Below are 25,807 nucleotides of genomic sequence, written 5' to 3'. Positions count from 1 at the left end.
TGCCGTGGAACACGCCCATGGGGACCACCCGGTGGACCTCGCCGCCGCGCTGGCCCGCGCCCGCTCCCCGGAGCGTCCCGCTCCCGACACGTCCGCCGGGCCCGCCGTCCGGGCCTGGCCGGGACCGTCGCACCCGATCCCGGCGGCCGGCCCGGCGGACCTCGACCTCCAGGCCCTGCTGCGCCTTTCCCTGGCAGCCTCGGACGACTCCGGGCGGCTGCGGCCCGCGTCCTCGGCCGGAGCCCTGCACCCGGTGGACACCGAACTGGTCGTGGGCACCGGCTGCCCCCTGCCACCCGGCCGGTACGGCTACGACCCGCTGCGCCACCGCGTCCACCGCCTCGGCCGGCAACCCGACGGCACACCACCGGGCGTGAGTGCCGAACTCTCCGTCACCGCACGGCGCACGGTCTCCCACTACGGCCACCGCGCCTGGCCCCTGCTGCTGCTGGACACCGGGCACGCCGCCGCGGCACTCCTCCTCGCGGCCCGCGCACTGGGCGCGGACGAGCCCGAGGTACGGCTGGACGGGCCCGCCGGGAACCCACTGGCCGTGGTGCGCGTCGTCCCGCCCGGCGGGCAGGGCCCGGTACGCCCGCCGGACGGCACCCACCGCCCGCAGCCGGCGAGCGCGCCCACTCCCGGCGAACTGCTGGCCCGCCGCAGCACACCGCCGCCGCTTGCCGGCGCCCCGCCCCCGGACGCGCTGCGGGCGGTTCTCTGCACCGCCGAACGGGCGGGCACCGGCGACCTGCGCTGGTCCGCCGCCGTCGGACCACCGCGCCCCGGTCTGGTCGGGGCGGCGGCCGACGGCACCACACTGCGACGGCGCGCCTCGGGGGAGACCCGCCGCACACTCGCGGCCTGGGCCGCGGGCCAGGCGTGGATCGCGGACGCGGGCGCCGTCCTGCTCGCCCACGGCTGCCCCGCGGACGCCACTGCGCCCCACATCCGCCGCACCCACCTGCGGGCCGGCTTCGCCGTCCACCTCGCCCACGTCACCGCCCTGCGCCACGGGCTGGCCGCCCGGCCCGTCGGCTCCTGGCAGCAGGCGGACCTCGGTGCCGCGCTCGGTGCCGCACCGGCCCGTGACTGGATCGTCCACGCCCTGGCCCTCGGCACCCGCCACGCCGACGAGGAGAACACCACATGATCGTCCACCCCGAGCTGCGCCGCGCCGCCCGGCGCGCCCGGCGCCCCCTGCTCACGGCCACCCTCCTGCAGGGCGCCGTCACCCTCACCCACCTGGCGCAGGCCGCCCTGCTGGCCGCCACGCTCGCCGGTCTGGCCCGCGGCGACACCGGCAGGCTCCCGTGGCTGCTCGCCGCGGTCCTCGCCGTCGTCGCCGCCCGCGCCGGGCTCGCCACCCGGCAGCGGCGCACCGCCACCCGCGCCGGAGCCCAGGTCCGGGTGGCCCTGCGGGACGAACTCCTCGCCCACCTCGGGCGCCTGGGACCCGCCCACCTGACCACCGCGCGGGCCGGGGCCGTACGCACCACCCTCGTCGACGGGGTGGAGGGTGTCGACGCGTACGTCTCGCGCTACCTTCCCCAGCTCCTGATCACCCTCACCGTGCCGCCCCTGGTACTCGCCGTCCTGGCCGCCGTGGAACCGGTGGCCCTCCTCGGTCTCGTCCCCGCCCTGCTGCTGGCCCTGTGCGGCCCGCGCGCCTGGGACCGGCTCCTCGCCGCCCGCGGCAAGGAGCACTGGGACACCTACGAAGGGCTGGGCGCCGACTACCTGGAGGCACTGCAGGGCATGCCCGCCCTGCGGGCCGCCGGCGCGGTCGGCCGCACCCGCGCACGCCTGGAGGAGCGCTCGGCGGCGCTGCACCGGGCGACCGTGGCGAAACTGCGCGTCTCCCTGGTCGACACCGGCATCACCGACCTCGCCGTCCAGGGCGGCACCGCCGCCGCCGCACTCCTCGCGTGCTGGTCGGCCGGCACCGGATCCACCACGGCGACCGGCACCTACCTGGCGCTGCTGCTGGCCTCCGAGTGCTTCCGTCCCGTCCGGGACCTCGCGCGCGAGTGGCACGCCGGATACCTGGGGGCCTCGGCCGCGGACGGGCTCGCGGCGCTGCGCACCGCCGAGCCCGCCGTCCGCGACACCGGGACGGCGCCCGCCCACTGGCCGGGGCCGCCCGAACTGCGCTTCGAGAACGTCGGCTTCACCTACGGCGACGCACGGGCGCCCGCCCTCCGGGGTGTCTCCTTCACCGCACCGGCGGGACGCACGACCGCGCTCGTCGGCCCGTCCGGCGCGGGCAAGTCCACGCTCGTCGCCCTGCTCCTGCGCCACCACGACCCGCAGGAGGGCCGGATCACCCTCGACGGGTGCTGCACGACCCGCTACGCCCTCGACTCGCTGCGCCGGGGCATCGCCGTGGTCTCCCAGGAGACGTACCTCTTCCCCACCACCATCGCCGACAACCTGCGCCTGGCCCGGCCGGACGCGACAGACGGCGAACTGACGGCCGCGGCACGGGCCGCCGGCGTCCACGACGAGATCGACGCCCTCCCCGACGGCTACGCCACCGTCCTCGGCGAACGCGGCGCCACCCTGTCCGGCGGCCAGCGCCAGCGGCTCGCCCTCGCCCGGGCCCTGCTCGCCGACGCCCCGGTGCTCGTCCTCGACGAGGCCACGAGTTCGGTCGACGAACGCCGCGAGGCGGACATCGTCCGTGAACTGCTGACCGCCGCCGGCGGCCGCACCGTCCTGGTGGTCGCCCACCGGCTCGCGGCCGTCCGGCACGCCGACCGCATCGTCGTCCTCGACGAGGGGCGGGTCGACGCCGTCGGTGGGCACACCGACCTGACCGAGGCCGGGGGCGTCTACGCGCGACTGGTCGAGGCCGGCCACGCCCACCGGGGAGAACTCGCCGCATGAGCAGCGCCACCGACCTCGCCGCCACCGGAGCGGACGTGCCCGCGCGGGGCTCACTGCGCGCCATGCTCCCCGCCCTCGCCGAACACCGGGCCATGACGGCCCGCACCTGCGCCGCCGCACTCCTCGAACAGGGTTCCCTCGTCGCCCTGCTGACGCTGGCCGCGCACACCGTGGGAACGGCCGCCGTCGAGGGACGCGCCCCCTCGGCCGCCACCGTCACCGCACTCGTCGCCCTCGTCCTCGTACGCGCCCTGATGACCTGGCGCGAGATGGACCTCTCGCACGACCTCGCCTACCGGGTGCTGGCCGCACTGCGGGTACGCGTCTTCGACGGACTCGCCCGCAGCGCGCCCGCCCGTGTCGCGGGCCGGCGCAGCGGAGACCTCGCCGCCACGGCCATGGCGGACGTGGAGGCCCTGGAGTTCTTCTACGCCCACACCACCGCCCAGCTCCTGGCGTCGGGGGCGGTCCTCACCGGCTCCACCGCGGTCCTCGCCACGGTGGAACCGTGGCTGCCGGCGGCCGTGCTGCCGGTCGCGGCGCTGCTCGCGGTGGCTCCCTTCGCCGACGCGCGCGGACGCACGGCACGCGGGAGCCGTACCCGGACGGCCGTCGCGAGGCTGTCGGCCGACACGGTGGAGACCGTCGACGGGCTGCGCGAGCTGCTCGCCTTCGGCGCCCTGGCCGAACGGCGCCGCCGACTGGCCGAACGCGGGCGGCAGGTGGGCGACGCCCAGCGTGCCGAGGCCGCCCGGGAGGCCGTCGCCGCCGCGGTCCGGGACCTCCTCGTCGTGGTCGCGGTCCTCGGTGTGGTGACCGCGGCTGCGCAGTCCGTGACCGCCGGACGGCTGCACGGGGCGTGGGCCCCGGCGGCGATGACGCTGGCCCTGTCGGTACTCGGTCCGGTCGCCGAGTCGGCCCGTGCCCTGAGCCGGGCCGTGGAACTGCGCGCCGCCGCCGCCCGGGTCGACGCGGCCGTCAAGGCCCCCGCTCTCGCCCCGCCGCCCGCCGCACCCCGCCCGCTGCCCCCCGGCCCGCTGGGCGTCCGGCTGCACCGGGTGAGGTTCGGCTACGGCAACGGGCCCGTGCTGGACGGCATCGAGCTGACCGTCCCCGCCGGGCAGACGCTCGCACTGGTCGGGGCCTCGGGGGCCGGCAAGTCGACCTGCGCCCACCTGCTGGCCCGGTTCTGGGACCCGTCCGAGGGAGCGGTCCAGCTGATACCCGCCGACGGTGAGCCCGTCGACGTGCGGAACGTGAGCGACACGGAACTGCGGCGCGCCGTCGCCGTGGTGGGCCAGGACACCCCCCTCTTCCACGGCACGCTCGCCGAGAACCTGCGGCTCGCCGCGCCCGAGGCGGACGACGGCCTGCTCACGGCGACGGCGCGTCTGTGCGGTGTCGACCGGATCGCCCCGATGGACACCCCGGTCGGCGAGCGCGGCTCCACCCTCTCCGGAGGCCAGCGGGCCCGCATCGCCCTCGCCCGCGCGCTGCTGGTACGGCCGCGAGTGCTCGTGCTGGACGAGTCCACCGCCCACCTGGACAACGCCGGCGACGCCCAACTGGCCACCGCACTCCGCGAGGAGGGACGCACCACGATCGTCATCGCACACCGCCGGGCCACCATCCGCCGGGCCGACCGCATCGCCGTCCTGGAAGCCGGCCGCATCACCGAGGAAGGTACCTGGGAGGAGCTCACCGGCCGCCCCGGCAGCGCACTCGACCGGAGCCTTGCACGCACCCCCTCCTGAGGGCCGGGCGCACCGGCCGCGCCGGCGGTGCCCCCCGACGGCGCCGACCCGGCCACACCCCGGTGAGGCTTAGCGGCGGGTGTAGCGGGAAACGACTACTCCCGAACGATTGCCGCAGCGATGGCCGATCGACACGGGGAGGGGCCTTACGTGGACACGCCCTTGTACCTGAGGCCGAGGGCGGATCCGCCGCTCGCCTCACTCCTGGAGGACCAGACGTTCCTGCACGCGCTCGTCGACGCCCTTGGCTCTCCGCTCAACGTCCTGCTCCCCGAGGCCGTCGCCGGGAACGCGGCACGTTTTCGTGCCGTCTACCGCCGCCACCACCTCGCCGGACGGGTGTACTTCGCGCACAAGGCGAACCGGTCCAGCGCGCTGGTGCGGAGACTGGCGGCGGAGGACGTGGCCGCCGTCGGTGTCGACGTCGCCTCTCTGGAGGAGCTACGACACGCTTTGAGCTGCGGATTCACCGGGAGCCGGATCATGGCCACCGGCCCCAAGGACGCCGAGTTCCTCTGGCTGGCGGCGCGTGTGGGTGCGACGGTGAACCTGGACTCGCCCGGCGAGCTGGAACAGCTCGCCGGCCTGGTGCGCCGGCACGGTCCGGGCCGGGTCGACGTGCTGGTGCGTCTGTCGGGGTTCGAGTCGGCCTCCGGCCACGGGGGAGCGGGCACCCGGATGCTCTCGCGGCGCAGCCGCTTCGGCACCCCGCTGCGCGAGGCGCAGACACTCCTGTCGGCTCTCCACCATCACGCGGACGTCGTGGAGCTGACCGGTGTCGCCTACCACCTGGACACCACCGGCGTGGAGGAGAAGGCGCGGGCGCTGGAGCAGTGCGTGCTCTTCATGGACGACTGCCGGGCGCGGGGGCTCGCACCGCGCGCCGTCGACATCGGAGGCGGATTCGGCGTCGGCTACCTCGCCGAGGCCGGGGAGTGGGAGCGGTGGACCACCGCGCTGAGCGAGGCGGTGCTCGGCGGCCGCCCGCCGCTGACCTGGCGCGGTCACGGCTACGGGCTGCGCAACGAGGGCGGTACGGTGCGCGGAACCGCCGCGCTGTACCCCGCCCACCGTCCCACCGCCGGCCCCGGCTACCTCGACGAACTGCTCTCGCTGCCCGCACCGGTGCTGGGCCGGCCGACGGCCACCCTCCTGCTGGAGCACCTCCACGACCTCCACATCGAACCCGGTCGCTCCCTGGTCGACCAGTGCGGGCTGTCGCTCGCGCGCGTACTCGACGTACGGCCCGCGGACCCGGAGTCCGGACAGTATCTGGTGCGCCTCGGCATGAACGCGGGAGACATGAGCCTCGAGGAACACGGAGTCCTGGTGGACCCCGTGCTGCTTTCGCGCGGTGAGCCGGAGAAGGGCGACGGGGAACCGGTCGGCGTCTTCCTCACCGGCAATCTCTGCCTGGAGGCAGATCTCATCACCCGCCGTCTGGTCCACCTTCCCCGGCTGCCGCGCGTGGGCGATCTGCTGGCCTTCGTCAACACCGCCGGATACGCCATGGACTTCCACGCACACCGCGCGCAGCGGCAGCCGCTCGCCAGAACGGTCGCGGTGGAGCGGCGGGGGGAGTCCTGGCAATGGTGCCTGGACGAGGACTACTGGCCGATCACACCCCCGGGGGGAACACCCGCATGAGGTACGACAGCATCACGGACGCCATCGGCAACACACCGCTGGTGCGCATCGACCCCGCCGTGCACGGGCTGCGCAACATCGATCTCTACGCCAAGCTGGAGATGCTCAACCCGTTCGGGTCCGTCAAGGACCGGCCCGCCTGGCACATGGCCCGGCCCCACCTGGAGGCCGCGGCCGACGGCGAGGGGACGGTCGTGGAACTCTCCAGCGGCAACACCGCCAAGGCCCTCGCCCTGCTGGCTGGCATGCACGGACTGAGGTTCAAGAGCGTCACCAACCGCATGCGCGTCCCCGAGATCAAGGAACTGCTCCTGCTCCTCGGCGCCGAGATAGAGGAACTTCCCGGGCGCAGCGAGTGTCTCGACCCGACCGACACCGACGACCCGCTGACCCACTTCCACCAGGCGCTCTCCGACCCCGGCAGCACCTATCTGCACACCGACCAGTACTTCAACCCGCGCAACGTCGAGGCGCACGCGGCGGGCACCGGGCCCGAGATAGTCAAGGACCTGGACGGGCGGGTGCCGGACTGGTTCGTCGCCTGTGTCGGCACGGCCGGTTCGTCGACCGGCGTCGCCAGGGTTCTGCGCGAGCACGACCCGCGGGTACGGGTCCTCGGCCTGGTCGCCCACAAGTCGGACTTCATACCCGGCATCCGCACCATCGACGAGGTGCACCAGGTCGGCCTCTTCGACCCGTCGACGTACGACACCATCGAGTCGGTGACCTCCGGCGAGGCCCTCGACGGGATGCTCACCCTGATCCGGCGCTGCGGACTGCTGTCGGGGCCGACCGGAGGCGCCGCCTACCAGGGAGCGGTCCGGCACCTGCGGCACGCCGACGCCGGGCTGGACGACACGGGGGAGCGCCGGACGGCGGTCTTCATCGTGTGCGACCGGGCCGAGAGCTACCTCAGCTACGTGCGGCAGCGCCGCCCGGAGCTCCTGGGCCGGGCGGCGGGCCGGGGGCACGCCGCCTCGGACCTCACCGACGCCGAAGCCCGCGCGGAGGCCCGCGTCGTCGACGTCGACGACGCCCGGCGCTGGACCGTCGAGGGCGATCCCCGTCCGCTCGTCGTGGACCTGCGCAGCCCGCACGCCTACGCAGCCCTGCACATCGAGGGCTCGATCAACATCGTCGACGAACTGTTCGAGGAACTGCTCCGCGGCGGGCTCCCGTTCAGCAGACGCACTTCCGTGCTGCTGGCCTGCCCCGTCGGCGAGAAGTCGCTGCGCCACGCCGCCGCGCTGACCCGGATGGGCCACCCGGACGTCCGCAGCCTGGCCGGCGGGATCGTCGCCTGGCGGGACGCGGGCGCACCGCTGGTGCGCGGGTGAGCGCCGCGCAGCCGCCTCCCGGGCCGGACGGGGAGAAGGACTTGCTGTGGCAGCGGGAGCTGAGGGAACAGTTCCCCATCGTCACCGGCCATCCCGAGCTGGCGTATCTCGACAGCGCGGCGACGTCCCAGAAGCCGCGCGCCGTACTGGAGGCCGTGCAGACCTACCTCACGACGTCGAACGCCAACGCGGGCCGCGGCACCTACCCCTGGGCCAACCGGACCACGGAGCTGGTGGAGTCGACCCGGGAGCGGGTCAAGGAGTTCCTCCACGATCCCGCACCGGGCCGATCCGGCGTCCACTTCACCAGCGGCACCACCGAGGGCCTGCGCACCGTCGCCCGCGACTGGCTCGTCCCGTACCTCGGCGACGGGGACGAGATCCTCGTCCCGTTCGCCGACCACCGGGCCCACCTGGACCCCTGGCTCGAGGCCCAGCGGCTGCTGGCCGGGCGAGGCGTCGACGTCCGCGTGCGCGCACTGCCGTACCAGACGGTCTCGGGGGACTACGACCACCGGGCCCTCGACGGGGTGGTCGGTCCGCGGACCCGTTTCGTGGCCGCCACCCACGTCCACCACGTCTACGGCGGCGACATGAACGTGCACCGCATCCGCGCGGCGGTCGGTCCGGACGTGCCGATCTGCCTCGACGCGGCCCAGAGCGTCGGCCACCTGCCCGTCCGCCTCGACGATCCGGCGCTGGACGTCGACTTCGTGGTCTTCTCCGGGCACAAGGCGATGGCCCTGCCCGGGACGGGAGCGGTCTGGGCGCGCAACACACGCGGCCCCGTGTTCCGGCCGGACGGCTGGCGGGGCACCCCCAACACGGTGGGCATCGCCTCGCTGCGGGCCGCGCTCGACTGGCTCGACGCGGCCGGCCCCGACCGGATCGCGCGCTGGACGGCAGGTCTCACGACCCGGCTGACCGACCGGCTGCGGCACATCGGCCCGTACGAGCTCCTCGGCTGCCCCGCCAGCCTGGCGGCCGACTCCGCGCTCGCGGCCTCGCAGCGCCGGCACGGCATCGTGACCTTCCGGCACCGGGACATCCCGTCCGACGACCTCGGGTTCATCCTCTTCAGCCACGGCTTCATGGTGCGGGCCGACAGCCTCTGCCAGGCCGGCGCGGACCCGCGGGAGGGATCGGTACGGGTGAGCCTGCACGTGTACAACACGGTGGAGGAGATCGACCGCCTGCTGACCGTCCTCGCGTCCTTGGCGTGAATGGCAACTGATAACCGTTTCCACCTGTAGATTCGTCACCGTCCAGAACACGTGAGAGACGGATGAGGTGGCGCGCGCGATGGGCGTGAGCATGGCGACGGCCGGAGAATGGGTGGAGCGCTGGGAACGGCAGCAGGAACGGTACGCGGTGGACCGCGAGGAGCGGTTCACCGTGATCGCGGACGTCGTCGAGCACACCACCGCCGGCCTCCCCCGGCCTCTCCTGCTCGACCTGGGCTGCGGCCCCGGCTCCCTGGCCGCCAGGCTCGCCGCCCGCTTCCCGGCCGCGGAGATCGTCGCCGCCGACATGGACCCCCTGCTGCTGGAACTGGGGCGCACGCACTATGCCGACGCCGCCCGCTACGTCGACACCGTCATCGGCGAAGAGGGCTGGACCGACGCCCTCGGGCTGGACCGTCCCCTGGACGCCGCCGTCTCGACGACCGCACTGCACTACCTGCCGGAACCGGTCCTGCTGCGCACCTACCGCGGCCTCGCGTCCCTGCTCCGCCCCGGTGGTGTCCTCGTCAACGGCGACCACTTCCCGCCGGACACGTCACCGTGCTCGGACCTCACCGCCCATGTGGGCCGTCGCCGGTCGGAGCGCACGGGCGGGCGCCCCCGGGAGGACTGGCGGTCCTGGTGGGAGGCGGCGGCCAGGGACCCGGAACTGGCCGACCTGTTCACGGAGCGCGGGCGGCGCCGGCCGGCCCACGGTGAAAGCGGTGGGCAGATGACACTGTGCCGCCACGCCGAGCTGCTGCGCCGGTCCGGCTTCGCGCACGTCGCGCCGGTCTGGCAGTTCGGCGACAGCGCTGTACTGGTGGCGGTCACGGGCGGCGCGACCGGGGCCGGGTCCCCGGTCGCGGCAGGGGCCGCAGGGGAGGGGTGAGCGGCTTCAGAGGGCCAGACTCATCAGGATCTCGTCCCGGTCGTCACCGGGCGCCACCCGCAGCGCGCCCGGCCATCTCCCGACCTCGGTCCAGCCCGCCTTGCGGTAGAAGTCCTCGAGCCCCAGGCCCGACCGCACGGTGAGCCGCAGCCGTTCAAGGCCCATCCCGTCGCGTGCGACGGCCGCCACGTGCCGCATCAGCGCGGCGCCGACGCCCCTGTTCCGGAAGCGCACATGTGTCTGGACGTGGTTGACCGTGCCGCAGTGCGCCTCGAGAGGATGCTGCGCGCGGCGCAGGACCGTCCAGCCCGCGAGCGTGCCGTCCACGCTCGCCAGGAGGAGTCGGCTCCGGTCCGAGGAGAGTTCCCGAACGATCCTCTCGACCGCCGGCCGGAGGGCCGCCGGGGCCACCGGAGGGAGGGGGCAGTCCACGGGGACGACGGCACCGCCGGCGTTGATGACCCCTGCCCAGCATTCGGCGAGGTCCCGCCCGGCGGCCGCGGTGACGTCCTGGGAACGGCTGATCTGTGTGATCACGGGAGCGCGCACTGTCTCATGGGTTGTCACAGCCCAGAGCCTGCCAGCCGTGCGGTACCCCGGGTACCGCACGTCGCTCCTCCGCGTGCGCGGTCGCAGGCGTCGTCCTATGGTGGTCCGGTAGCGCGACAGCGGCCGTCGCACAGACGGCCGCCCGTTCGTTTCGCACCGGGAGCACGTCATGACGTCCGCCGCCGAGCACCGCACCCACGAGGTCCACGACCACCGGCACGGGGAAGGCTGCGGGCACGTCGCCGTTCCGCACGCCGACCACGTCGACTACGTGCACGACGGACACATCCACCGCACGCACGACGGTCACGTGGACGAGTGCACGAGCGCGGGCCACACCCGGCACGAGGGGCACGAACACCAGCACGGAACCGGCTGCGGGCACGTCGCCGTTCCGCACGCCGACCACGTCGACTACGTGCACGACGGACACATCCACCGCACGCACGACGGTCACGTGGACGAGTGCACGAGCGCGGGCCACACCCGGCACGAGGGGCACGAACACCAGCACGGAACCGGCTGCGGGCACGTCGCCGTTCCGCACGCCGACCACGTCGACTACGTGCACGACGGGCACCGGCACGCCGCCCACGAGGGGCACTGGGACGACCACTGAGCCACCCGGCCGCCCGTGTCCGCCGCCGCACCTGCCGGCGGCGGACACGGGCGGCCGTGCCCGCCGGGACCGGCGAACGCGCCGTGCACCCGCCGGGACCGGCGAACGCGCCGTGCACCCGCCGGGCGGCGCGCGCGGCGGGGCCGGTGCGCGGCTGCGCGGCAATCGCCGTCAGCGGTCACCGGTCCCCTGGACGATCACGTGCCGGTGCGGTTCACCAGCTGCTCTTGGTGACGCCCGGGAGCTCGCCCGCGTGGGCCATCTCGCGCAGGCGGATGCGGGACAGGCCGAAGGCGCGCAGGTGGCCGCGGGGGCGGCCGTCCACGGAGTCGCGGTTGCGCAGACGGGTGGCGCTCGCGTCGCGGGGCTGCCGGCGCAGCTCGCGCCGGGCGGCGGCGCGTTCCTCGTCGGACGCCCGGGGGGACGCGATGATCCCCTTCAGTTCGGCGCGGCGCGCGGCGTGGCGGGCCACCACGAGGCGGCGCTGCTCATTCTTCGCGATCTTGCTCTTCTTCGCCATCAGACCTTCCCTCCCCGGGCGCGGATGCGGGCCACCGCGGCCTCGATGCCGATCGTGTCGACCGTCTTGATGCCCTTGGCGGAGAGGGTGAGCCGGACATGACGCCCCTCGCTCGCCAGCCAGTAGCGCTTGCGCTGCACGTTCGGGTCGAACCGGCGCTTGCTCCGCCGGTGGGAGTGGGAGATGTGATGACCGAAGCCGGGCTGTCGGCCGGTGAGTTGGCAGTGGGCGGACATGGTTCCTCCTCGATGGCGGGCAGGGGCGGCACACTAGCAGCTTAATGAAAATGAAAACCAATAGCGTGTACAGTGTGGCCCATGGCCCGTAACGAACTCCGTCCGATCATCAAGCTGAGGTCCACCGCCGGTACCGGCTACACCTACGTGACCCGCAAGAACCGCCGCAACGACCCCGACCGGCTGACGTTGCGCAAGTACGACCCGGTCGCCGGCCGGCACGTCGACTTCCGTGAGGAGCGCTGAAAGCCTTGAAGCCCGGAATCCACCCCGAGTACCGTCCGGTCGTCTTCCGCGACCGGGCCGCCGACTTCACCTCCCTGACCCGCTCGACGGCCACGAGCGACAAGACCGTCGAGTGGGAGGACGGAGCCACCTATCCGGTCGTCGACGTCGAGATCTCCTCGGCGAGCCACCCCTTCTGCACCGGCACCCAGCGGGTCCTGGGCACCGCGGGACGGGTCGAGCGCTTCGAGCGGCGCTACGGACACGGGCGGAGCGACCGGTGAGCGGGGACCGGACGCTGCTGCCGGTCGCGATCGTCGCCGGGCTGCACGCCGACGCCCGCCGGGCCGCCGTCGACGAGATCCTGCGCACGGTCCCCGGCTCCGTCGCGCTGCACCACGACCTGACGTCCGCCGTCGCCGGCGCGGTGCACCGGACCGTACGCGACGCCGGCGGCCCGCTGGACAGCGGCGACGCGCCCCTGGTCAACGACTGCGCGTGCTGCGCGCTGCGCGAGGACCTCGTTCCCGAACTGCTGCGGCTCGCGGAGCAGGGCGGCCACCGGCTGGCCGTCGTGGAGCTGTGGGACTCCGTCGAGCCCCAGGGCATGGCCGCGGTCATCGCCGCCGAGGGCGCCCCGCTGACGCTGACAGGGGTGGCCACCGTGGTCGACCCGGCACTCGTCCTGCCGTGTCTCTCCAACGGCGACGACCTGGCCGACACCGGCCTCGCCGCCGCCCCGGCCGACCGGCGCACGGTGGCCGACACCTTCGCCAGGCAACTGGAGTACCCCACGGTGATCGCCCTCGTCGAGGACGGCCCTCCCGGGGAGGACGGCGAGGACGCCGACGAGGGCGACCGCGCGCTGCTCGCCCAGCTCACACCGGGCGCGCGCAAGGTGGCCGCGAGGGGCGGAGCCCTCGGGGTCGCACTGCTGGCGGGCTTCGACGTCGAAGCGGCCGCCGCCCGTGTGCATCCCGCGTGCGCGCTGCTGCCGCAGGAGTGTGACGAGCACGGTGTGCGCACCTTCGTCTGGCGGCGCGAGCGGCCCTTCCACCCGCAGCGCCTCTACGCGGCGCTGGAGGACCTGACCTGCGCCGCCGCCCGCAGTCGTGGACGGTTCTGGCTGGCGGACCGCCCCGACACCCTGCTGTCGTGGGACGCCGCGGGCGGCGCGCTGTGCGTGGAGCCGGCCGGCCCCTGGCTGGCCGCCCTGCCCGAAGCCGCCTGGGAGATGGTGCCCGTCGAACGCCGCCTCGCCGCCTCCGTGGACTGGCACCCCGAACACGGCGACCGCTGCCAGTACCTCACCTTCACCGCACCCGGCCTGGACCGCGAGGGCCTGCTCACCCTGCTCGACTCGTGCCTGCTCACCGACGACGAGTACGCGGCGGGCAGGGACCGCTGGGAGCACCTCCCGCACGCCTTCGACGACCTGCTCGACCCGGTGACCTGACGGCGCGTCCCATCCGGCGTCCCGCCGTGTCGCCCGTTCATGCACCGCACCCCGTCCGAAGAGAAGAAAGGAATGACCTCACCGTGCCCCGACGCACAAGCACCGACCGGCGCACCGCGACGCGTCAGCGCGTCAACCCGCTGGACGCCGCCGGTATCACCTACGTCGACTACAAGGACACCGATCTGCTGCGCAGGTTCATCTCCGACCGGGGGAAGATCCGCAGCCGCCGGGTGACCCACGTGACGCGTCAGCAACAGCGGCGGATAGCGCAGGCCGTCAAGAACGCGCGGGAGATGGCCCTGCTCCCCTACGGCTCCCGACAGCGTTAGGTCTTCCGTTTGGATCAGGCCGGATCAGGGAGAGGGGATCGGTGTGTGCGCCCCGCCTTGCGGGCGGGGCGCACACACCGATCCCCTCGCTCGCTTCTAGTAATGAAATTCATTTCTGATTACTGTACGGGGGTGAGCGTCGCGCGACGTGGTCCGGAAGCGGGCCCCGGCGGCCGTCGGGAACTCTCGCGGTGTCCGCGTCGGCGGACCGTGGCACCCACGTGCGCGTCCGCTCTTCGACGAACCGTGTGGCACCGAGTTTCTGGAGCAGTGATGAGTGACCCCTACGAGCGGTCCGCCGAGTACCTCGACATCATGATCGCCGAGTCGTGGGGGCCGCTGGCTCCGGCCCTGGCGGACGTCCTGTCGCACGTCCGGGCCGGAGCCGGGGCCGTGATGGACCTCGGGGCCGGGTCCGGCCGGGGCGTGCGGGTCATCTGCGAGGCGCTCCCGCAGGTGCCGGTCCTCGCCGTCGAGCCCTCCGCGGCGATGCGGGCCGTCCTGCTCGCCCGGGTCCACGAGGACGACGCGCTGCGCAAGCGCGTCACGGTGGTTCCCGGCGACTGCGAGAGCGCCGACTGGCCCGACGGCGTGCGCGCGGTGGTGGCCCTGAACATGATCGGCCATCTGTCGCCCGGGCAGAGGCGCGCCCTGTGGAGCCGTGCGGCGCGGCGACTCGCCCCGGGCGGAGCGCTGGTGTTCAACATCACCCCGCCGTTCGCCCCGGTGGAGGTCGAGCGGGTGCGGATGGCCCGGGTCGTCGTCGGTGAACTGGAGTACGAGGGCTGGGCGAGCGCGTGCCCCACGGGGGTGGACGAGATCACCTGGCGCATGGAGTACGCCGTCCTGCGCCAGGGCCGGCCGTTGGCCGGGACGTCGGTCGAGTACCGCTGGTGGGTCGCCCCGGAGGGCGTGCTGGCGGCCGAGGCCGCCGAGGCGGGGCTCGCGCTGCGCCGGGCGGGTGATCCCGGGCTGGGGCTGTGTGTTCTGGAGCGCGCGGGCGATCTGCCCTCCCGTGCTAGTTGATCTGATAATCATTTTCATCTAGGTTCATCGGTGTTCCGCTTCCCCCGCGCCCTCCGGGCGGGGGAAGCGCTCTCTTGCCAGCCTCTGCGACGGAGACCGGATGAACCAGCCTGTGCCGAGTGACGACATCCTTGCCCGCGTCATCGACTGCATCGCCGAAGTCCTCGGCACACCACCGCGGGAGGTCGCACGGACGACTCCGCTCGCGGCCCTGGGGCTCGAATCGTTCACCGCGGTGCGGCTGAGGCGGCGGATCCGCGAACGCACCGGCCAGGACCTGCCGTTGACCGCCTTCCTCGGTGACGGTGCGACGGCCCGCGCGGTGGCGGACCGCCTGTCCGCCGGTCGCACGCCGCAGGAGGTCCCTGATTCCGGGCTTCCCGGTGCCGAGCAGCAGGAGGGGACGTCACCCCAGGACGCACGGCACGGCGGACAAACGGAGGGGGAGGACTTTCCCCTGACGCCCATTCAGGCCTCGTACCTCGCAGGGCGGGCCGAGGGCATGCCGCTGGGCGGGGTGGCCACCTTCTACTACCACGAGTACGACCGCACCCCCGGCGACCCGGACCCGTTCGTGGACGTGGCCCGGCTGGAGACCGCCTGGAACCGGCTGGTCGAACACCACCCGATGCTGCGCATGACGGTGGACGACCGGGGCCGCCAGCGCATCGCCGCCTCTCCCGGCCCCTACCGGATCGGCGTCACCGACCTGCGCCGCGAGTCCGCGGAACAGATGAGGGAAACGTTGTCCGCCCAGCGGCGAGAACGTTCCCACCAGAACCGGCCCACCCGTTCCTGGCCGCTCTTCGACATCCACACCACGCTGCTGCCGGACGGACGGACCCGGCTGCACGTCGGCGTGGACGTGCTCCTGACCGACCTCGCCGGCTGGATGCTGCTGATGCGCCAGTGGGGCCGTCTCGTCGAGGACCCGGCCCACCGGCTTCCCGAGCCGAAGGCCCGGTTCGCCGACCTGCAGCGCGCCCGCTCCGAGGACCCTCGGTGGTCGGCCCGGCGCGCCCGCGACCGCGCCTACTGGGCCGAACGCGCCCCCGGACTGCCGCCGTCGCCGCGGCTGCCCCTGCTGCGCGACCCCGCCGACACCACCCCGCCCCGCTTCGTCCGTTCCGCCGCCGAACTCGACGCCACGACCTGGGCGGAACTGCGCGCCCGGTGCGCCGAGTACGGGGTCACGCCGACCGCCGCCCTGCTCGCGGCCTTCGCCCTCGTCCTCGGCCGGTGGGGCGCCGGGGAGCGGGTCTGCCTCAACACCACCCTGTTCGACCGCCCGGAGGACGAGGACGGAGCCGAAGGCGTGGTCGGTGACTTCACCACCACCGCCCTGGTCGGCACGCCCCGCTTCGCCCCCGCCGACTGGAAGGGCTTCGCCGACTACGCCGCCGCCGTCAACCACCGCTTCTGGGAGGACCTGGACCACCGGTCCGTGTCCGGCGTCGAAGTGCTCAGACAGATGCGGGCGCAGAACCCGCCGTCGGTGGGAGCCCCCGGCCACCCGGTGGTCTTCACCAGCGGGGTGGGTCTCGCGGGCGACGGGGAGCCCCCGGCCGCCTGGATCGGCCAGGAGGTGTACGGCATCTCCCAGACCCCGCAGGTCCTGCTCGACCACATCGTGTGGGACGAGGGCGGACGCCTCCGCCTGGCCTGGGACGCCGTCGACGGGGCGTTCCCCGACGGCTGGACACCGGCCCTGCTCGACGCCCACGTACGCCTGCTCCACACCTTGACGCACCCCGACGCCTGGCACGACACCTCCCTGGGCTGGGACCCCTCCTTCCGTCCCGAAGAGCCCCTGGACGCCGTGCCCTTCCCGACCGCGGGCCCCCTGCTGCACGATCCGGCCGCCGACGCGGCCCGGCGGCATCCGCGGCGGCCCGCCCTGCACACCCCCGCCGCCACCGTCACCCACGGCCGCCTCGCGGACAACGCCGCCGCCACCGCGGCACTCCTGGCCGCCCACGGGGCGCGGCCCGGCGACATGGTCGCCGTCGCCTGCGAGAAGGGCACCGCGCAGATCACCGCCGTACTCGGCGTCAGCCTGAGCGGCGCGGGCTACCTGCCGGTGGAGCCCTCCTGGCCGGCCGCGCGGATCGCCGCGGTCTGCGAGCGGGCCGGTGTCCGGCACGCGCTGGTCGGCCGGGGAGTGAGGACCGACTGGCCCGACGGCGTCACCGTTCACCGCCTGACCGCCGCGGGGCGCCCCGCACGCACCGCCGCGGGCCCCACCGGACCCGCGGCACCGCTCGCGGTCCCGCGCCCCGAGGACATCGCCTACACCATCTTCACCTCGGGTTCCACCGGCAGCCCCAAGGGCGTGGAGATCGAGCACCGGGCCGCGCGCACGACCATCGACGACATCGTCGACCGGTTCGCCCTCGGCCCCGACGACCGCGTGCTGGCGCTGTCGGCGCTCAGCTTCGACCTGTCCGTGTTCGACGTCTACGGCGTCCTCGGCGCCGGCGGTGCTCTGGTGCTGCCCGACCCCGCCCGGCAGCGCGACCCGCAGCACTGGCTCGAACAGGCGGGCCGACACGGCGTCACCGTGTGGAACACCGCGCCCGCTCTGCTGGAAATGCTGGTCGAGTACGCGGAGATGGAACCGCAGGAGGCGGCCGGGGCGCTGCGCTCCCTGCGCCTGGTGATGCTCTCGGGCGACTGGATCCCCCTGACCCTGCCCGACCGGCTGCGACGGCTCGCGCCCCGGGCGAAGGTGATGAGCCTGGGCGGAGCCACCGAGGCGTCCATCTGGTCCATCACCCATCCGGTGGAACGCACCGACCCGAACTGGCGCAGCATCCCCTACGGCAGGGCGCTGCGCGGCCAGAGCTTCCTCGTTCTCGACGAGGACGGCGCGCCCTGCCCGGTGGGTGAGGCGGGGGAACTGTTCATCGGCGGTGACGGGCTGGCCCGCGGCTACACCGCCGATCCGGTCCAGACGGCCGAGAGGTTCGCCGTCCACCCCGTGCTGGGCCGCCGCCTGTACCGCACCGGCGACCTCGGCCGGTGGACCGCCGGCGGCACCATCGAGTTCCTCGGCCGCGTCGACCGGCAGGTCAAGATCCGCGGGCACCGCATCGAACTGGGCGAGGTCGAGGCGGTGCTGGCCCGCCATCCGGCGGTCCGCCAGTGCGTGGTGTCGTCGGTGCGGGGCCCCGACGGGCGGCCCCGGCTGGTGGCGCACCTCTCGCCCCGGGGCACGAGCGAGCCGCCGACCGCCCGGGAACTCGCGGACGCGCTGCGCGAACGGCTGCCCGACTACATGGTGCCCGGCCGGTTCGTCATCCTGGACCAGCTGCCGGTCACGGCGAACGGCAAGATCGACCACGCGGCGCTGACCGCCGCACCCACCGACGACCGGCCCGCCACCGCCGACGGACCGGACCCGGCCGCCGTGCAGCCGGGCCCGGCCGCCGCGGCGGCCAACGGGCCCTCCGCTGCACCGCGCACGGCTCCGGCCGGGTCCGACGCCGACCCCGCCTCCGCGTCCGCCGCCGCCCCGGGCGGGGACTGGATCGCCGCGGCACTGGCCGAGGCGGCTGCCCTGGGCCTGGAGGCCGCCGTCGTGGTCCGGCCCGGACGGCTCCTGCCGGACCAGGCACTGGAGGCGTCCGCCCGATGGCTCCGGCACGTGGCGCGGACCGCCGACGGCAGCGCCGCAGCGCCGCGCCTGGGCCCCGGAGGACTGGTGGAGGTGGTCTGTCACCCCCAGCCCGCGGACCCCGCGGACCTCCCGGCACCCGTGGCCCCCGTGGTCCCCCCGGCGCCACCGGCGCCCGTGGACTCCCCGGCGCCCTCCCCGGCGCCCTCCCCGTCCGGGCCGGCGTCCGGCGCTCCGGCCCCGGACCCGTACGGCACCGGATCCGGTCAGGTGCCCCGACCCCGAGGACAGGGCGGGGCCACGCCCGTGGCCCCGGCCGTACTGGAGGCTCTGACCGGCATCCTGGCCGACTTCACGGACGTGCCGGTGACGCCCGACAGCACCTTCGGGGAGCTGGGAGCCACCTCCCTCACCCTGGTCCTCACCCACCGCAGGCTCCGCGAGAGCATCGCGCCCCGCCTCGCACTGGCGGACATGTTCGAGCACCCCACCGTCGTGGCCCTGGCAGCCCGCATCACCGCCCAGAGCACCCCGGGCACCGACCGGGGCGCCGCTGCCGCCGGTACCGGCGCCGTTCCGCCGTCCGTTCCGCCGTCCGTTCCGCCGTCCGACCCGCCGTCCGACCCGCCGTCCGAACGGCCCACGCGCAGAACGTCCCGCGTCGCCGCACGCGCCCTGGCCGAGGAGACCACGCGATGACCGAACAGGCTTCCCCCCGAGGAGGCGGGGTGGACACCCCCCGGCCCGAGCACGAGGCCGGTGACGACCTGATCGCGGTCACCGCCCTGGACTGCCGGTTCCCCGGCGCCCCCGACACGGCGTCCTACTGGGACCTGCTCGCGGGCGGCCGCAGCGGACTGACCCGGCAGAGCGAGCGGGAACCGGCCGAACGCGGCATCCCGGCACGGCTGTCGGCCAACCCCGCCCACATACCCGTCAGCGGGATCATCGACGGCCAGGACCGGTTCGACCCCGAGCCGTTCGGCCTGACCGACGCCGAAGCGGCCGTGATGGACCCTCAGCAGAGGCTCTTCCTCGAAGCGTGCCGGCGCGCCCTGGAGAGCGCCGGGCACGGCGGCGGCGCGGGAGCGGGCGCCGTCGGCGTCTTCGCCGGCGCCGCCCACAGCGACTACCTCGCCCGCAACCTCGCCGACCGGTACGCCGCCTCCGCCACCGACCCCGTCGGCAGCCTCCAGGCGGCCCTCGCGGGAGTGGCCGACTACCTTCCCCTGCACGTCGCGCACCGCCTCGCGCTCACCGGGCCCGCCGTCGCGGTCGGTACCGCCTGCTCGACGTCCCTGGTCGCCGTGCACCTGGCCGCCCAGTCCCTGCTGGCGGGGGAGTGCGACACCGCCCTCGCAGGCGGCGCCTCCCTGATCGTTCCGCAGGGCAGGGGCTACCTCCACGTCCCCGACGGGATCTTCTCCGCCGACGGACACGTCCGCACCTTCTCCGCCGAGGGCACCGGCATCGTGCACACCCAGGGCGTCGGCGTGGCCGTACTGCGACGGCTGCGCGACGCCCTCGCCGACGGCGACCCGGTCCTGGCAGTCCTGCACGGCTCCGCCGTGAACAACGACGGCGGCGACCGCACCGGTTTCACCGCCCCCTCGCCGCGCGGACAGGCCCGGGTCGTCTCCGAGGCGCTCGCCGTGGCCGGTCTCACGCCCAGGGACATCACCTACGTCGAGGCCCACGGCACCGCCACCCGCCTCGGCGACGTCGTCGAGGTCGCCGCACTGCGCCGCGTCTTCGGCGACACCGGACCGGCCTGGTGCGCCCTGGGCTCGGTCAAGAGCAACATCGGGCACGCCAACTCGGCCGCCGGCATCGCCGGTTTCGCCAAGACCGTGCTCGCCCTGCACCACGGCGTCCTGCCGCCCACCCTGGACGCCCTGCCCCTCAACCCCGACCTCCGGCTGGACGACTCGCCCTTCACCGTCGTCCACGAGGCCACCGACTGGACCGGGCCCCGGTACGCGGGCGTCAGCTCCTTCGGCATCGGCGGCACCAACTGCCACGTCGTCCTGGGCAGCGCCCCCGTCCGCCCCGAACCCCCCGCCGATCCGCGCCCGCAGCTCGCCCTGCTCAGCGCGCACCGCGACGACGCCCTCACCCGCCTCGCCGAGGCCACCGCGACCGCCCTGCGCACCACGGCGGTCACGCCCGCCGACGCGGCCCACACCCTGCACACCGGCCGCGCCCCACTGCCGCACCGTGCCGCCGCGGTGATCACCGGGGCGGCGGAGGCCGACAGCCGCGCCCTGCGCACCGCCCCACGGCGCCGACCCGGCCCCACCGCGCCCCGGGTCGTGCTGGCCTTCCCCGGAGGGGGAGCGCAGTACGCGGGCATGGGACGCGAACTGTGCGCCGAGGAGGAGGAGTTCGACCGCACCGTGCGCGAGTGCGCCGGCCTCTTCGACGACGGGACCGGCACCGGCCTCACCGCGCTGATCACCGCAGCCCCGTCCGACGAGCACGCGCGCCGGCTGCTGCGCGACCCCGCCCACGGACTGCCCGCCCTGTTCACCGTCTCCCTGGCCGCCGCACGCACGCTGCGCTCCTGGGGCGTCGAACCGGACGCGGTGGTGGGCCACAGCCTCGGCGAGTACGTGGCCGCCGTGCTGTCCGGAGCCCTGTCCCTGCCCGACGCCGCGACGCTGGTGGCGGTCCGCTCACGCGGCATGTCCCGGGCGGCCGGCGGCGGGGCGATGCTGACGGTCCCGCTGACCGAGCGGCAGACCCTCACCCTGCTCGCCGAGCACCCCGGGCTGGACCTGGCCGCCGTCAACGGCCCGCGGTCCTGTGTGGTGTCCGGACCCGCGCAGGCCGTGGCCGAAGCGGAACGGGCCCTGACCGCACGCGGTGAACGCACCGTGCGGCTCTCCCTCGACGCGGCCGCCCACTCGCGCCTGGTCGACCCGGTCCTGCCCGAACTGCGCGCGGCCGCCGAAACCGTCCGGCCGCGTGTCCCGGGCATCCCGCTCGCCACGACCCTCACCGGGAAACTGCTGGACACCGCTCCCGGCGCCGGCCACTGGGTGGCGCACCTGCGCTCCACGGTGCGCTTCTCCGACGCACTGGCCACCGCCCTGGGCGACGGGCCGGCCGTCCTCGTCCAGGCGGGACCGGGCGGCGCACTGCTCCAGCTGGCCCGTCAGCAGGGGGACCGGGGGCCCCTGGCCACCCTGGCCACCTTCCCCGACCGCGACGAGCCCCGCGGGGGACGCGCCGCGCTGCTCGCGGCCGCCGGAGAGCTGTGGACGCACGGAGTCCCCCTGGACGCCGCGGCCCTGCACCGTCCGGGGCGACGCCGTGTCCTCCTGCCGGGCCTGCCCCTGGAGCGCCGCAGACTGTGGATCGATCCGCCGGACACCACCGCACCGACCGGTGCGGCAGCCGGCCGGGACCACCGTGCCGGGCCGGCCGCCCCGGACGAGTCCGAGCCCTTCCAGCTGCCCGTCTGGCGGCGCACGCCTCCCGTGGAGGCGGACCGGCCGGTGCTGCGGGGCCGCTGGCTCGTGGCCGCCCCGCCCGGTTCACCGCCGGCCGAGCGGGTGCGCGCCGCGCTCGCCGCGGCCGGGGCCCGCACCGTCACCCTCGACGAGGCGGCCCGGGACCCCGGTACTCCGTGCGAGGGCGTCGTCGTGATCGGCCCGTACGGTGACACCGGCGACGACCCGGCCGGAACCGTCGGCGCGTCGGTTCTGCACTACGCGGAGGTGGCGCGGGCCGCCGCGTCCTGGGCGCACCGCACGTGCCTGCTGCACCTCAGCCACAACGCCCAGCAGGTGGAGAGCGCCGACCGGCCCACGGCCCACGCCGCCGCCACCCTCGCCGTTCCCCGCGTCCTCGCCCAGGAGTTCCCCGGCCTGCGCTGGCGCTCGGTGGACCTGCCGGCCGGACCGCCGGACGCCGACGACGTCCGGGCCGTGCCGGCGGAGGCCGCCGACCTGCTGTCGGGAGGCCCGAACGGCATCGAGTGCGCTCTGCGCGGCGGACACCGCTGGACGCGCGGCATCGCCCCCTGGCGGCCGTCCGCCCCCGCGCCGGACCCGGACGGCCCGTCCGCCACCGACGACCGGGCGGGCACGGCGGTGGTCCTCGGCGGACTCGGAGACGTGGGCCTGGCCCTGGCCGGACACCTGGCCCGCTCCGGACGACGGGTCGTGGTGACCGGCCGCACCGGGCTCCCCCCGGACCCCGAACCCGGCAGCAGCGAAGCCGGACGGGCGGAGACGATCCGTCTCCTGCGGGACTCCGGCGCCGACATCGAGATCCGTGCCGCGGACGCCGCGGACACCGCCGCCACGACGGAACTGCTGCGGGAACTGACCGACCGCGACGGCCCGCTGGACCTGGTCGTGCACGCCGCCGGCGTGGTCGCCTCCGCCGCCGTCGCCCCCCTGCGCGCCACCGGGGAGCAGGCCGTGCACGCGCACGCGCACGCCAAGGTCACCGCGGCCCTCGCGCTGCGCAGCGCCGTGCACGGCCTCCCGCCCGGCCGCCGCCCGGCCACCGTCCTGCTGATGTCCTCGGCCACGGCGTTCGTCGGCGGCCTCGGACTCGCCCCGTACGCCGCCGTCAACCGGTACCTGGACGCCCTCGCCGAGCACGAGCACACCACCGGCACCGGGACGCCCCGCTGGATCAGCGTGGCCTGGGACGGCTGGCGGGTGGGCCCCGGCCGCAGCGAACGCACCGTCGCCTCACGGCACTCGATCGGTCTGGCGGACGGCATGCGCACCGTGGACCGGCTGCTGGCGCTCGCGGCCCGGGGCCGTGCCCCGGCCTCCGTCGCCGTCTCGCCGGCCGACCTCGCGCCCCGCACCGCGGGCACGCCCACCGCCGTACCCGCCCCGGTCGTACCGGCTCCCGGCGCGCCCGCGGCGAAGCCGCAGACCGGTGCGGGATCCACCACCGGCACGGAGACCCTCCTGGCCGAGGTCTGGTCGGACCTGCTGGGCTTCCCCGTCACCGACCGCGACGCCGACTTCTTCGCGCTCGGCGGGCACTCCCTGCTGGCCACCCGGATGCTCGCCCGGCTGCGCGACGACCACGGCGCCGACCTGCGGCTGCAGGACCTGCTCGCCCGGCCCACCATCGCGGCCCTGGCCCCGATGCTGCCCGGCGGGGAACCCCACAACGCCCCCGCCGGGCCGAAGGACACGGGCGGCCCCTCTCCCCACCCCGGTGACGGTCCGCGGGAGTTCCCCCTCACCCGGGTGCAGCACGCCTACTGGGTCGGCGGGTCGGGCGGCTACCGCCTCGGCGACGTCCCCTGCTCCTTCCACCTGGAGTACGACTGCCCCGGACTGGACACCGACCGCTACGAGGCGGCCTGGAACGCGGTCGTCGCCCGCCACCCGATGCTGCGCGCGGTCGTCTCGCCGGAGGGACGCAACCGGGTGCTCGACAAGGTGCCCCCCTACCGGATCCGGGTCCAGGACCTGACGAAGGACGACGCCACCGAGCGGACCCGGAAGCTGGAGCGCGTCCGCGAGCGCATGGTGCGCCGCGAACCCCGCCCGGGCCGCTGGCCCCTGGTCGACATCCGGGCCGCCCGGCTGCCCGGCGACATCGTGCGCCTGTTCGTCAACGTCGACGTGCTGGTGTGCGACACCGCCAGCTACCTGGTCTGGGACCGCGAACTGCGCACCCTCTACCACGACCCCGCCGCCCGACTGCCGCCGCTGGAGACCACCTTCGCGGACTGTGTGGCCGCGCTCCGGCGCCGCGCCGAGAGCCCCGAGTACACACGGGCCGCCGCCTACTGGCGCGCCAGGCTGGACGACCTGCCCGGCGCGCCCGCGCTGCCCGTCCAGCCGGGGAACCCCGGTGACCGGCCCCGTTTCGCACGCCGCACCGCCCGTCTGGAGCCGGACCGCTGGGACGCCCTCAGGGCCGAGGCCGCCCGCCGCGGGCTGACCCCCACGGCCGTCCTGCTGGCGGCCTACGGCGAGGCACTCGCCGACTGGTCCGGGCAGGACCGGTTCGCCGTCACCCTCACCCTCTTCGACCGGCCCGCGCAGCTCCCCGGGGCGGACGCCGTGGTCGGCGACTTCACCTCGCTGATGCTGCACGAGGTGGACCGCTCGGACACCCGCCGCTTCGCCGACGCGGCCGTACGGGCCCAGCGCACCCTCTTCGAGGACCTGGACCACCGGGAGTTCTCCGCGCTCGACCTGCTGGCCGAGAAGTCCTCGCGCACCGGCCGCTCCGAGTCCGTTCCCGTGGTCTTCACCAGCGCCCTGGGCCTGTCCGGACCGCTCGGCGGCGGACACGACCTGGACTGGGCGGGCACACCGGTGTACGGCGTGAGCAACACCCCGCAGACCTGGCTGGACCACCAGGTGATCGAGCAGCACGGGGCACTGCTGCTCCAGTGGGACGTGCTGGAGAACGCCCTGCCCGCCGACGCGGCGGACGCGGCGTTCACCGCCTACACCGAGCGGGTGCGCCGACTGGCCGACGCACCGTGGGCGTGGGACCTCGACGAGCCCCGCACCGCGCCCTCCGCCCCGGTCCGCGCACCGCGACGGGCGGCCCCCGCCGACGCCGCCCGGGCACGGAAACCGGCCGGCCGCGTCCCGGGCCCCGACACCGACGCGGCCGTGCTGCTGCGCGACGGCGACGGCGACCGCCCCCTGTTCCTCATGCACCCCTCCGGCGGGGACGTGCTGTGCTACGGCGAACTCGCCCGGCTCCTCACCGACGGCCGGCCCGTCGTGGCCCTCACCGACCCCGTCCTGACCGGCGGCACCGGGCCGCGGACCATCGCCGGGATGACCGACCGCTACCTCGCCGCGCTGCGCGCCCACCAGCCGCAGGGCCCCTACCTGCTGGGCGGCTGGTCGATGGGCGGCACGGTCGCCCACCAGATGGCCGTGGAACTCCAGCGACGCGGTGAACGGACCGACCTGCTGGTCCTGATCGACTCCAACACCCCCGACCGCATCCGGGCGCTGGGCGGTACCGACCGCGCCCAGGACACCGCCTTCGCGGCCGTCCGCTACCTGCGTTCGCTGGAGGCGTTCCTCGACCTCGACCTGGGCCTCGGTCCGGACGCGGAGACGGTCCGCACGGCTTCGGACCCGGCGGCGGTACGCCGGACCGTCACCGAACGGCTGCGGCAGGCCGGCCTGCTCGGCCCGCGGGACACCGCCGACACCCGCCTGGAGGTCTTCGAACGCCACCTGCGGGCGCTGGCGGACCACCGGGCCGGACACCTCACCGACCCGGCCACCCGCCTGCTGCTGATCGCCGCGTCCCGGCCCTCGCCGCACAACGCCGGCGTCGGCATGGGCGTGGACGACGCCGGAGACCTGCCCTCCCTGGGCTGGCTGCCGCACGTCAACGGCCCGGTGGACGCCCACACGGTCGACGGCCACCACTACTCCCTGCTGCACGACCCCGCGGTCCGGCGGACCGCCGCCCTGATCGACCGGGCCCTGGCCGCCGTACCCACCGGCCGGTGAACCCCGGC

Annotated in this window: 18 protein-coding genes; 15 read left to right on the top strand and 3 right to left on the bottom strand. The window is 75.1% G+C overall.

The features are described 5' to 3' along the window. The first annotated feature begins 4 nt into the window (after nt 1–4). The 7 genes from TU30_RS09450 to TU30_RS09420 all read left to right on the top strand — a co-directional run bounded on the left by TU30_RS09450 (nt 5) and on the right by TU30_RS09420 (nt 9,742). The gene (locus TU30_RS09450) at nt 5–1,153 is read left to right on the top strand and encodes a SagB/ThcOx family dehydrogenase (protein ID WP_234307818.1); all 1,149 of its coding nucleotides are present in this window, start codon (nt 5–7) and stop codon (nt 1,151–1,153) included. After that, on the top strand, nt 1,150–2,889 hold the full coding sequence (locus TU30_RS09445) for an ABC transporter ATP-binding protein/permease (RefSeq protein WP_042167062.1): 1,740 nt from the start codon (nt 1,150–1,152) through the stop codon (nt 2,887–2,889). Before TU30_RS09450 ends, TU30_RS09445 begins: the two co-directional genes overlap by 4 nt. Next, nucleotides 2,886–4,643, top strand: coding sequence for an ABC transporter ATP-binding protein (locus tag TU30_RS09440; protein ID WP_042167059.1), 1,758 nt, complete (start codon nt 2,886–2,888; stop codon nt 4,641–4,643). Before TU30_RS09445 ends, TU30_RS09440 begins: the two co-directional genes overlap by 4 nt. Before the next feature lie 120 nt (nt 4,644–4,763). Further along, complete coding sequence (locus TU30_RS09435) at nt 4,764–6,290, top strand: Y4yA family PLP-dependent enzyme (RefSeq protein ID WP_042167056.1); 1,527 nt, start codon at nt 4,764–4,766, stop codon at nt 6,288–6,290. Further along, nucleotides 6,287–7,627 (top strand): pyridoxal-phosphate dependent enzyme, encoded by a 1,341-nt coding sequence (locus TU30_RS09430; protein WP_042167054.1) that lies wholly within the window; start codon nt 6,287–6,289, stop codon nt 7,625–7,627. The genes TU30_RS09435 and TU30_RS09430 overlap by 4 nt, the downstream gene beginning before the upstream one ends. After that, a complete protein-coding gene (locus TU30_RS09425; RefSeq protein ID WP_042167052.1) occupies nt 7,624–8,850 on the top strand; it encodes an aminotransferase class V-fold PLP-dependent enzyme in 1,227 nt (408 codons plus the stop codon). The genes TU30_RS09430 and TU30_RS09425 overlap by 4 nt, the downstream gene beginning before the upstream one ends. Before the next feature lie 79 nt (nt 8,851–8,929). Continuing rightward, nucleotides 8,930–9,742 (top strand): trans-aconitate 2-methyltransferase, encoded by an 813-nt coding sequence (locus TU30_RS09420; protein ID WP_042167049.1) that lies wholly within the window; start codon nt 8,930–8,932, stop codon nt 9,740–9,742. A gap of 6 nt (nt 9,743–9,748) precedes the next feature. On the opposite strand, the gene TU30_RS09415 is transcribed toward TU30_RS09420, so the two are convergent. Continuing rightward, entirely contained in the window at nt 9,749–10,279 is a 531-nt protein-coding gene (locus TU30_RS09415; RefSeq protein WP_234307816.1) for a GNAT family N-acetyltransferase, read from the bottom strand. Between the two features lie 322 nt (nt 10,280–10,601). On the opposite strand from TU30_RS09415, the gene TU30_RS38255 reads away from it, so the two are divergent. Then, on the top strand, nt 10,602–10,910 hold the full coding sequence (locus TU30_RS38255) for a hypothetical protein (protein ID WP_199816842.1): 309 nt from the start codon (nt 10,602–10,604) through the stop codon (nt 10,908–10,910). Between the two features lie 214 nt (nt 10,911–11,124). Here TU30_RS38255 and rpsN read toward each other — a convergent pair whose 3' ends face one another. Both rpsN and rpmB read right to left on the bottom strand, forming a co-directional pair. Then, nucleotides 11,125–11,430 carry a 30S ribosomal protein S14 gene (gene rpsN / locus TU30_RS09405; protein WP_042167042.1) on the bottom strand — a complete coding sequence of 102 codons (306 nt, stop codon included), beginning with the start codon at nt 11,428–11,430 and terminating at the stop codon, nt 11,125–11,127. Beyond that, on the bottom strand, nt 11,430–11,666 hold the full coding sequence (rpmB, locus tag TU30_RS09400; RefSeq protein WP_042167040.1) for a 50S ribosomal protein L28: 237 nt from the start codon (nt 11,664–11,666) through the stop codon (nt 11,430–11,432). Before rpmB ends, rpsN begins: the two co-directional genes overlap by 1 nt. Nucleotides 11,667–11,747: 81 nt before the next feature. Between rpmB and rpmG the strand changes: the two genes are divergently transcribed. The 7 genes from rpmG (at nt 11,748) to TU30_RS37965 (ending at nt 25,799) form a co-directional block, all read left to right on the top strand. Beyond that, the gene (rpmG, locus tag TU30_RS09395) at nt 11,748–11,912 is read left to right on the top strand and encodes a 50S ribosomal protein L33 (RefSeq protein WP_017949758.1); all 165 of its coding nucleotides are present in this window, start codon (nt 11,748–11,750) and stop codon (nt 11,910–11,912) included. Between the two features lie 5 nt (nt 11,913–11,917). Next, nucleotides 11,918–12,175, top strand: coding sequence for a type B 50S ribosomal protein L31 (locus TU30_RS09390; protein WP_042167034.1), 258 nt, complete (start codon nt 11,918–11,920; stop codon nt 12,173–12,175). After that, on the top strand, nt 12,172–13,347 hold the full coding sequence (locus tag TU30_RS09385) for a GTP-binding protein (protein ID WP_042167032.1): 1,176 nt from the start codon (nt 12,172–12,174) through the stop codon (nt 13,345–13,347). Before TU30_RS09390 ends, TU30_RS09385 begins: the two co-directional genes overlap by 4 nt. Nucleotides 13,348–13,430: 83 nt before the next feature. Next, nucleotides 13,431–13,679 carry a 30S ribosomal protein S18 gene (gene rpsR, locus TU30_RS09380; protein ID WP_042167031.1) on the top strand — a complete coding sequence of 83 codons (249 nt, stop codon included), beginning with the start codon at nt 13,431–13,433 and terminating at the stop codon, nt 13,677–13,679. A gap of 273 nt (nt 13,680–13,952) precedes the next feature. Continuing rightward, on the top strand, nt 13,953–14,705 hold the full coding sequence (locus tag TU30_RS09375) for a trans-aconitate 2-methyltransferase (RefSeq protein ID WP_042167030.1): 753 nt from the start codon (nt 13,953–13,955) through the stop codon (nt 14,703–14,705). A 100-nt stretch (nt 14,706–14,805) separates the two neighbouring features. Beyond that, on the top strand, nt 14,806–19,020 hold the full coding sequence (locus tag TU30_RS09370; RefSeq protein WP_052479764.1) for a non-ribosomal peptide synthetase: 4,215 nt from the start codon (nt 14,806–14,808) through the stop codon (nt 19,018–19,020). Then, the gene (locus TU30_RS37965; protein WP_078878188.1) at nt 19,017–25,799 is read left to right on the top strand and encodes a type I polyketide synthase; all 6,783 of its coding nucleotides are present in this window, start codon (nt 19,017–19,019) and stop codon (nt 25,797–25,799) included. Before TU30_RS09370 ends, TU30_RS37965 begins: the two co-directional genes overlap by 4 nt. The last annotated feature ends 8 nt before the right edge of the window (nt 25,800–25,807 follow it).

Origin of the sequence: Streptomyces sp. NBRC 110035, assembly GCF_000829695.1 — a bacterium.
Lineage (GTDB): Bacteria > Actinomycetota > Actinomycetes > Streptomycetales > Streptomycetaceae > Streptomyces.
This window is presented reverse-complemented; position numbering and strand designations above follow the sequence as displayed.

What these genes read in the sequence shown, in the direction of transcription:
- TU30_RS09420 (WP_042167049.1), top strand. Translation starts at nt 8,930, where the DNA reads ATGGGCGTGAGCATGGCGACGGCCGGAGAATGGGTGGAGCGCTGGGAA.
- TU30_RS09440 (WP_042167059.1), top strand. Translation starts at nt 2,886, where the DNA reads ATGAGCAGCGCCACCGACCTCGCCGCCACCGGAGCGGACGTGCCCGCG.
- TU30_RS09430 (WP_042167054.1), top strand. Translation starts at nt 6,287, where the DNA reads ATGAGGTACGACAGCATCACGGACGCCATCGGCAACACACCGCTGGTG.
- TU30_RS09375 (WP_042167030.1), top strand. Translation starts at nt 13,953, where the DNA reads ATGAGTGACCCCTACGAGCGGTCCGCCGAGTACCTCGACATCATGATC.
- rpmG (WP_017949758.1), top strand. Translation starts at nt 11,748, where the DNA reads ATGGCCCGTAACGAACTCCGTCCGATCATCAAGCTGAGGTCCACCGCC.
- TU30_RS09370 (WP_052479764.1), top strand. Translation starts at nt 14,806, where the DNA reads ATGAACCAGCCTGTGCCGAGTGACGACATCCTTGCCCGCGTCATCGAC.
- rpsN (WP_042167042.1), bottom strand. Translation starts at nt 11,430, where the DNA reads ATGGCGAAGAAGAGCAAGATCGCGAAGAATGAGCAGCGCCGCCTCGTG.
- TU30_RS37965 (WP_078878188.1), top strand. Translation starts at nt 19,017, where the DNA reads ATGACCGAACAGGCTTCCCCCCGAGGAGGCGGGGTGGACACCCCCCGG.
- rpmB (WP_042167040.1), bottom strand. Translation starts at nt 11,666, where the DNA reads ATGTCCGCCCACTGCCAACTCACCGGCCGACAGCCCGGCTTCGGTCAT.
- TU30_RS09445 (WP_042167062.1), top strand. Translation starts at nt 1,150, where the DNA reads ATGATCGTCCACCCCGAGCTGCGCCGCGCCGCCCGGCGCGCCCGGCGC.
- TU30_RS09435 (WP_042167056.1), top strand. Translation starts at nt 4,764, where the DNA reads ATGGCCGATCGACACGGGGAGGGGCCTTACGTGGACACGCCCTTGTAC.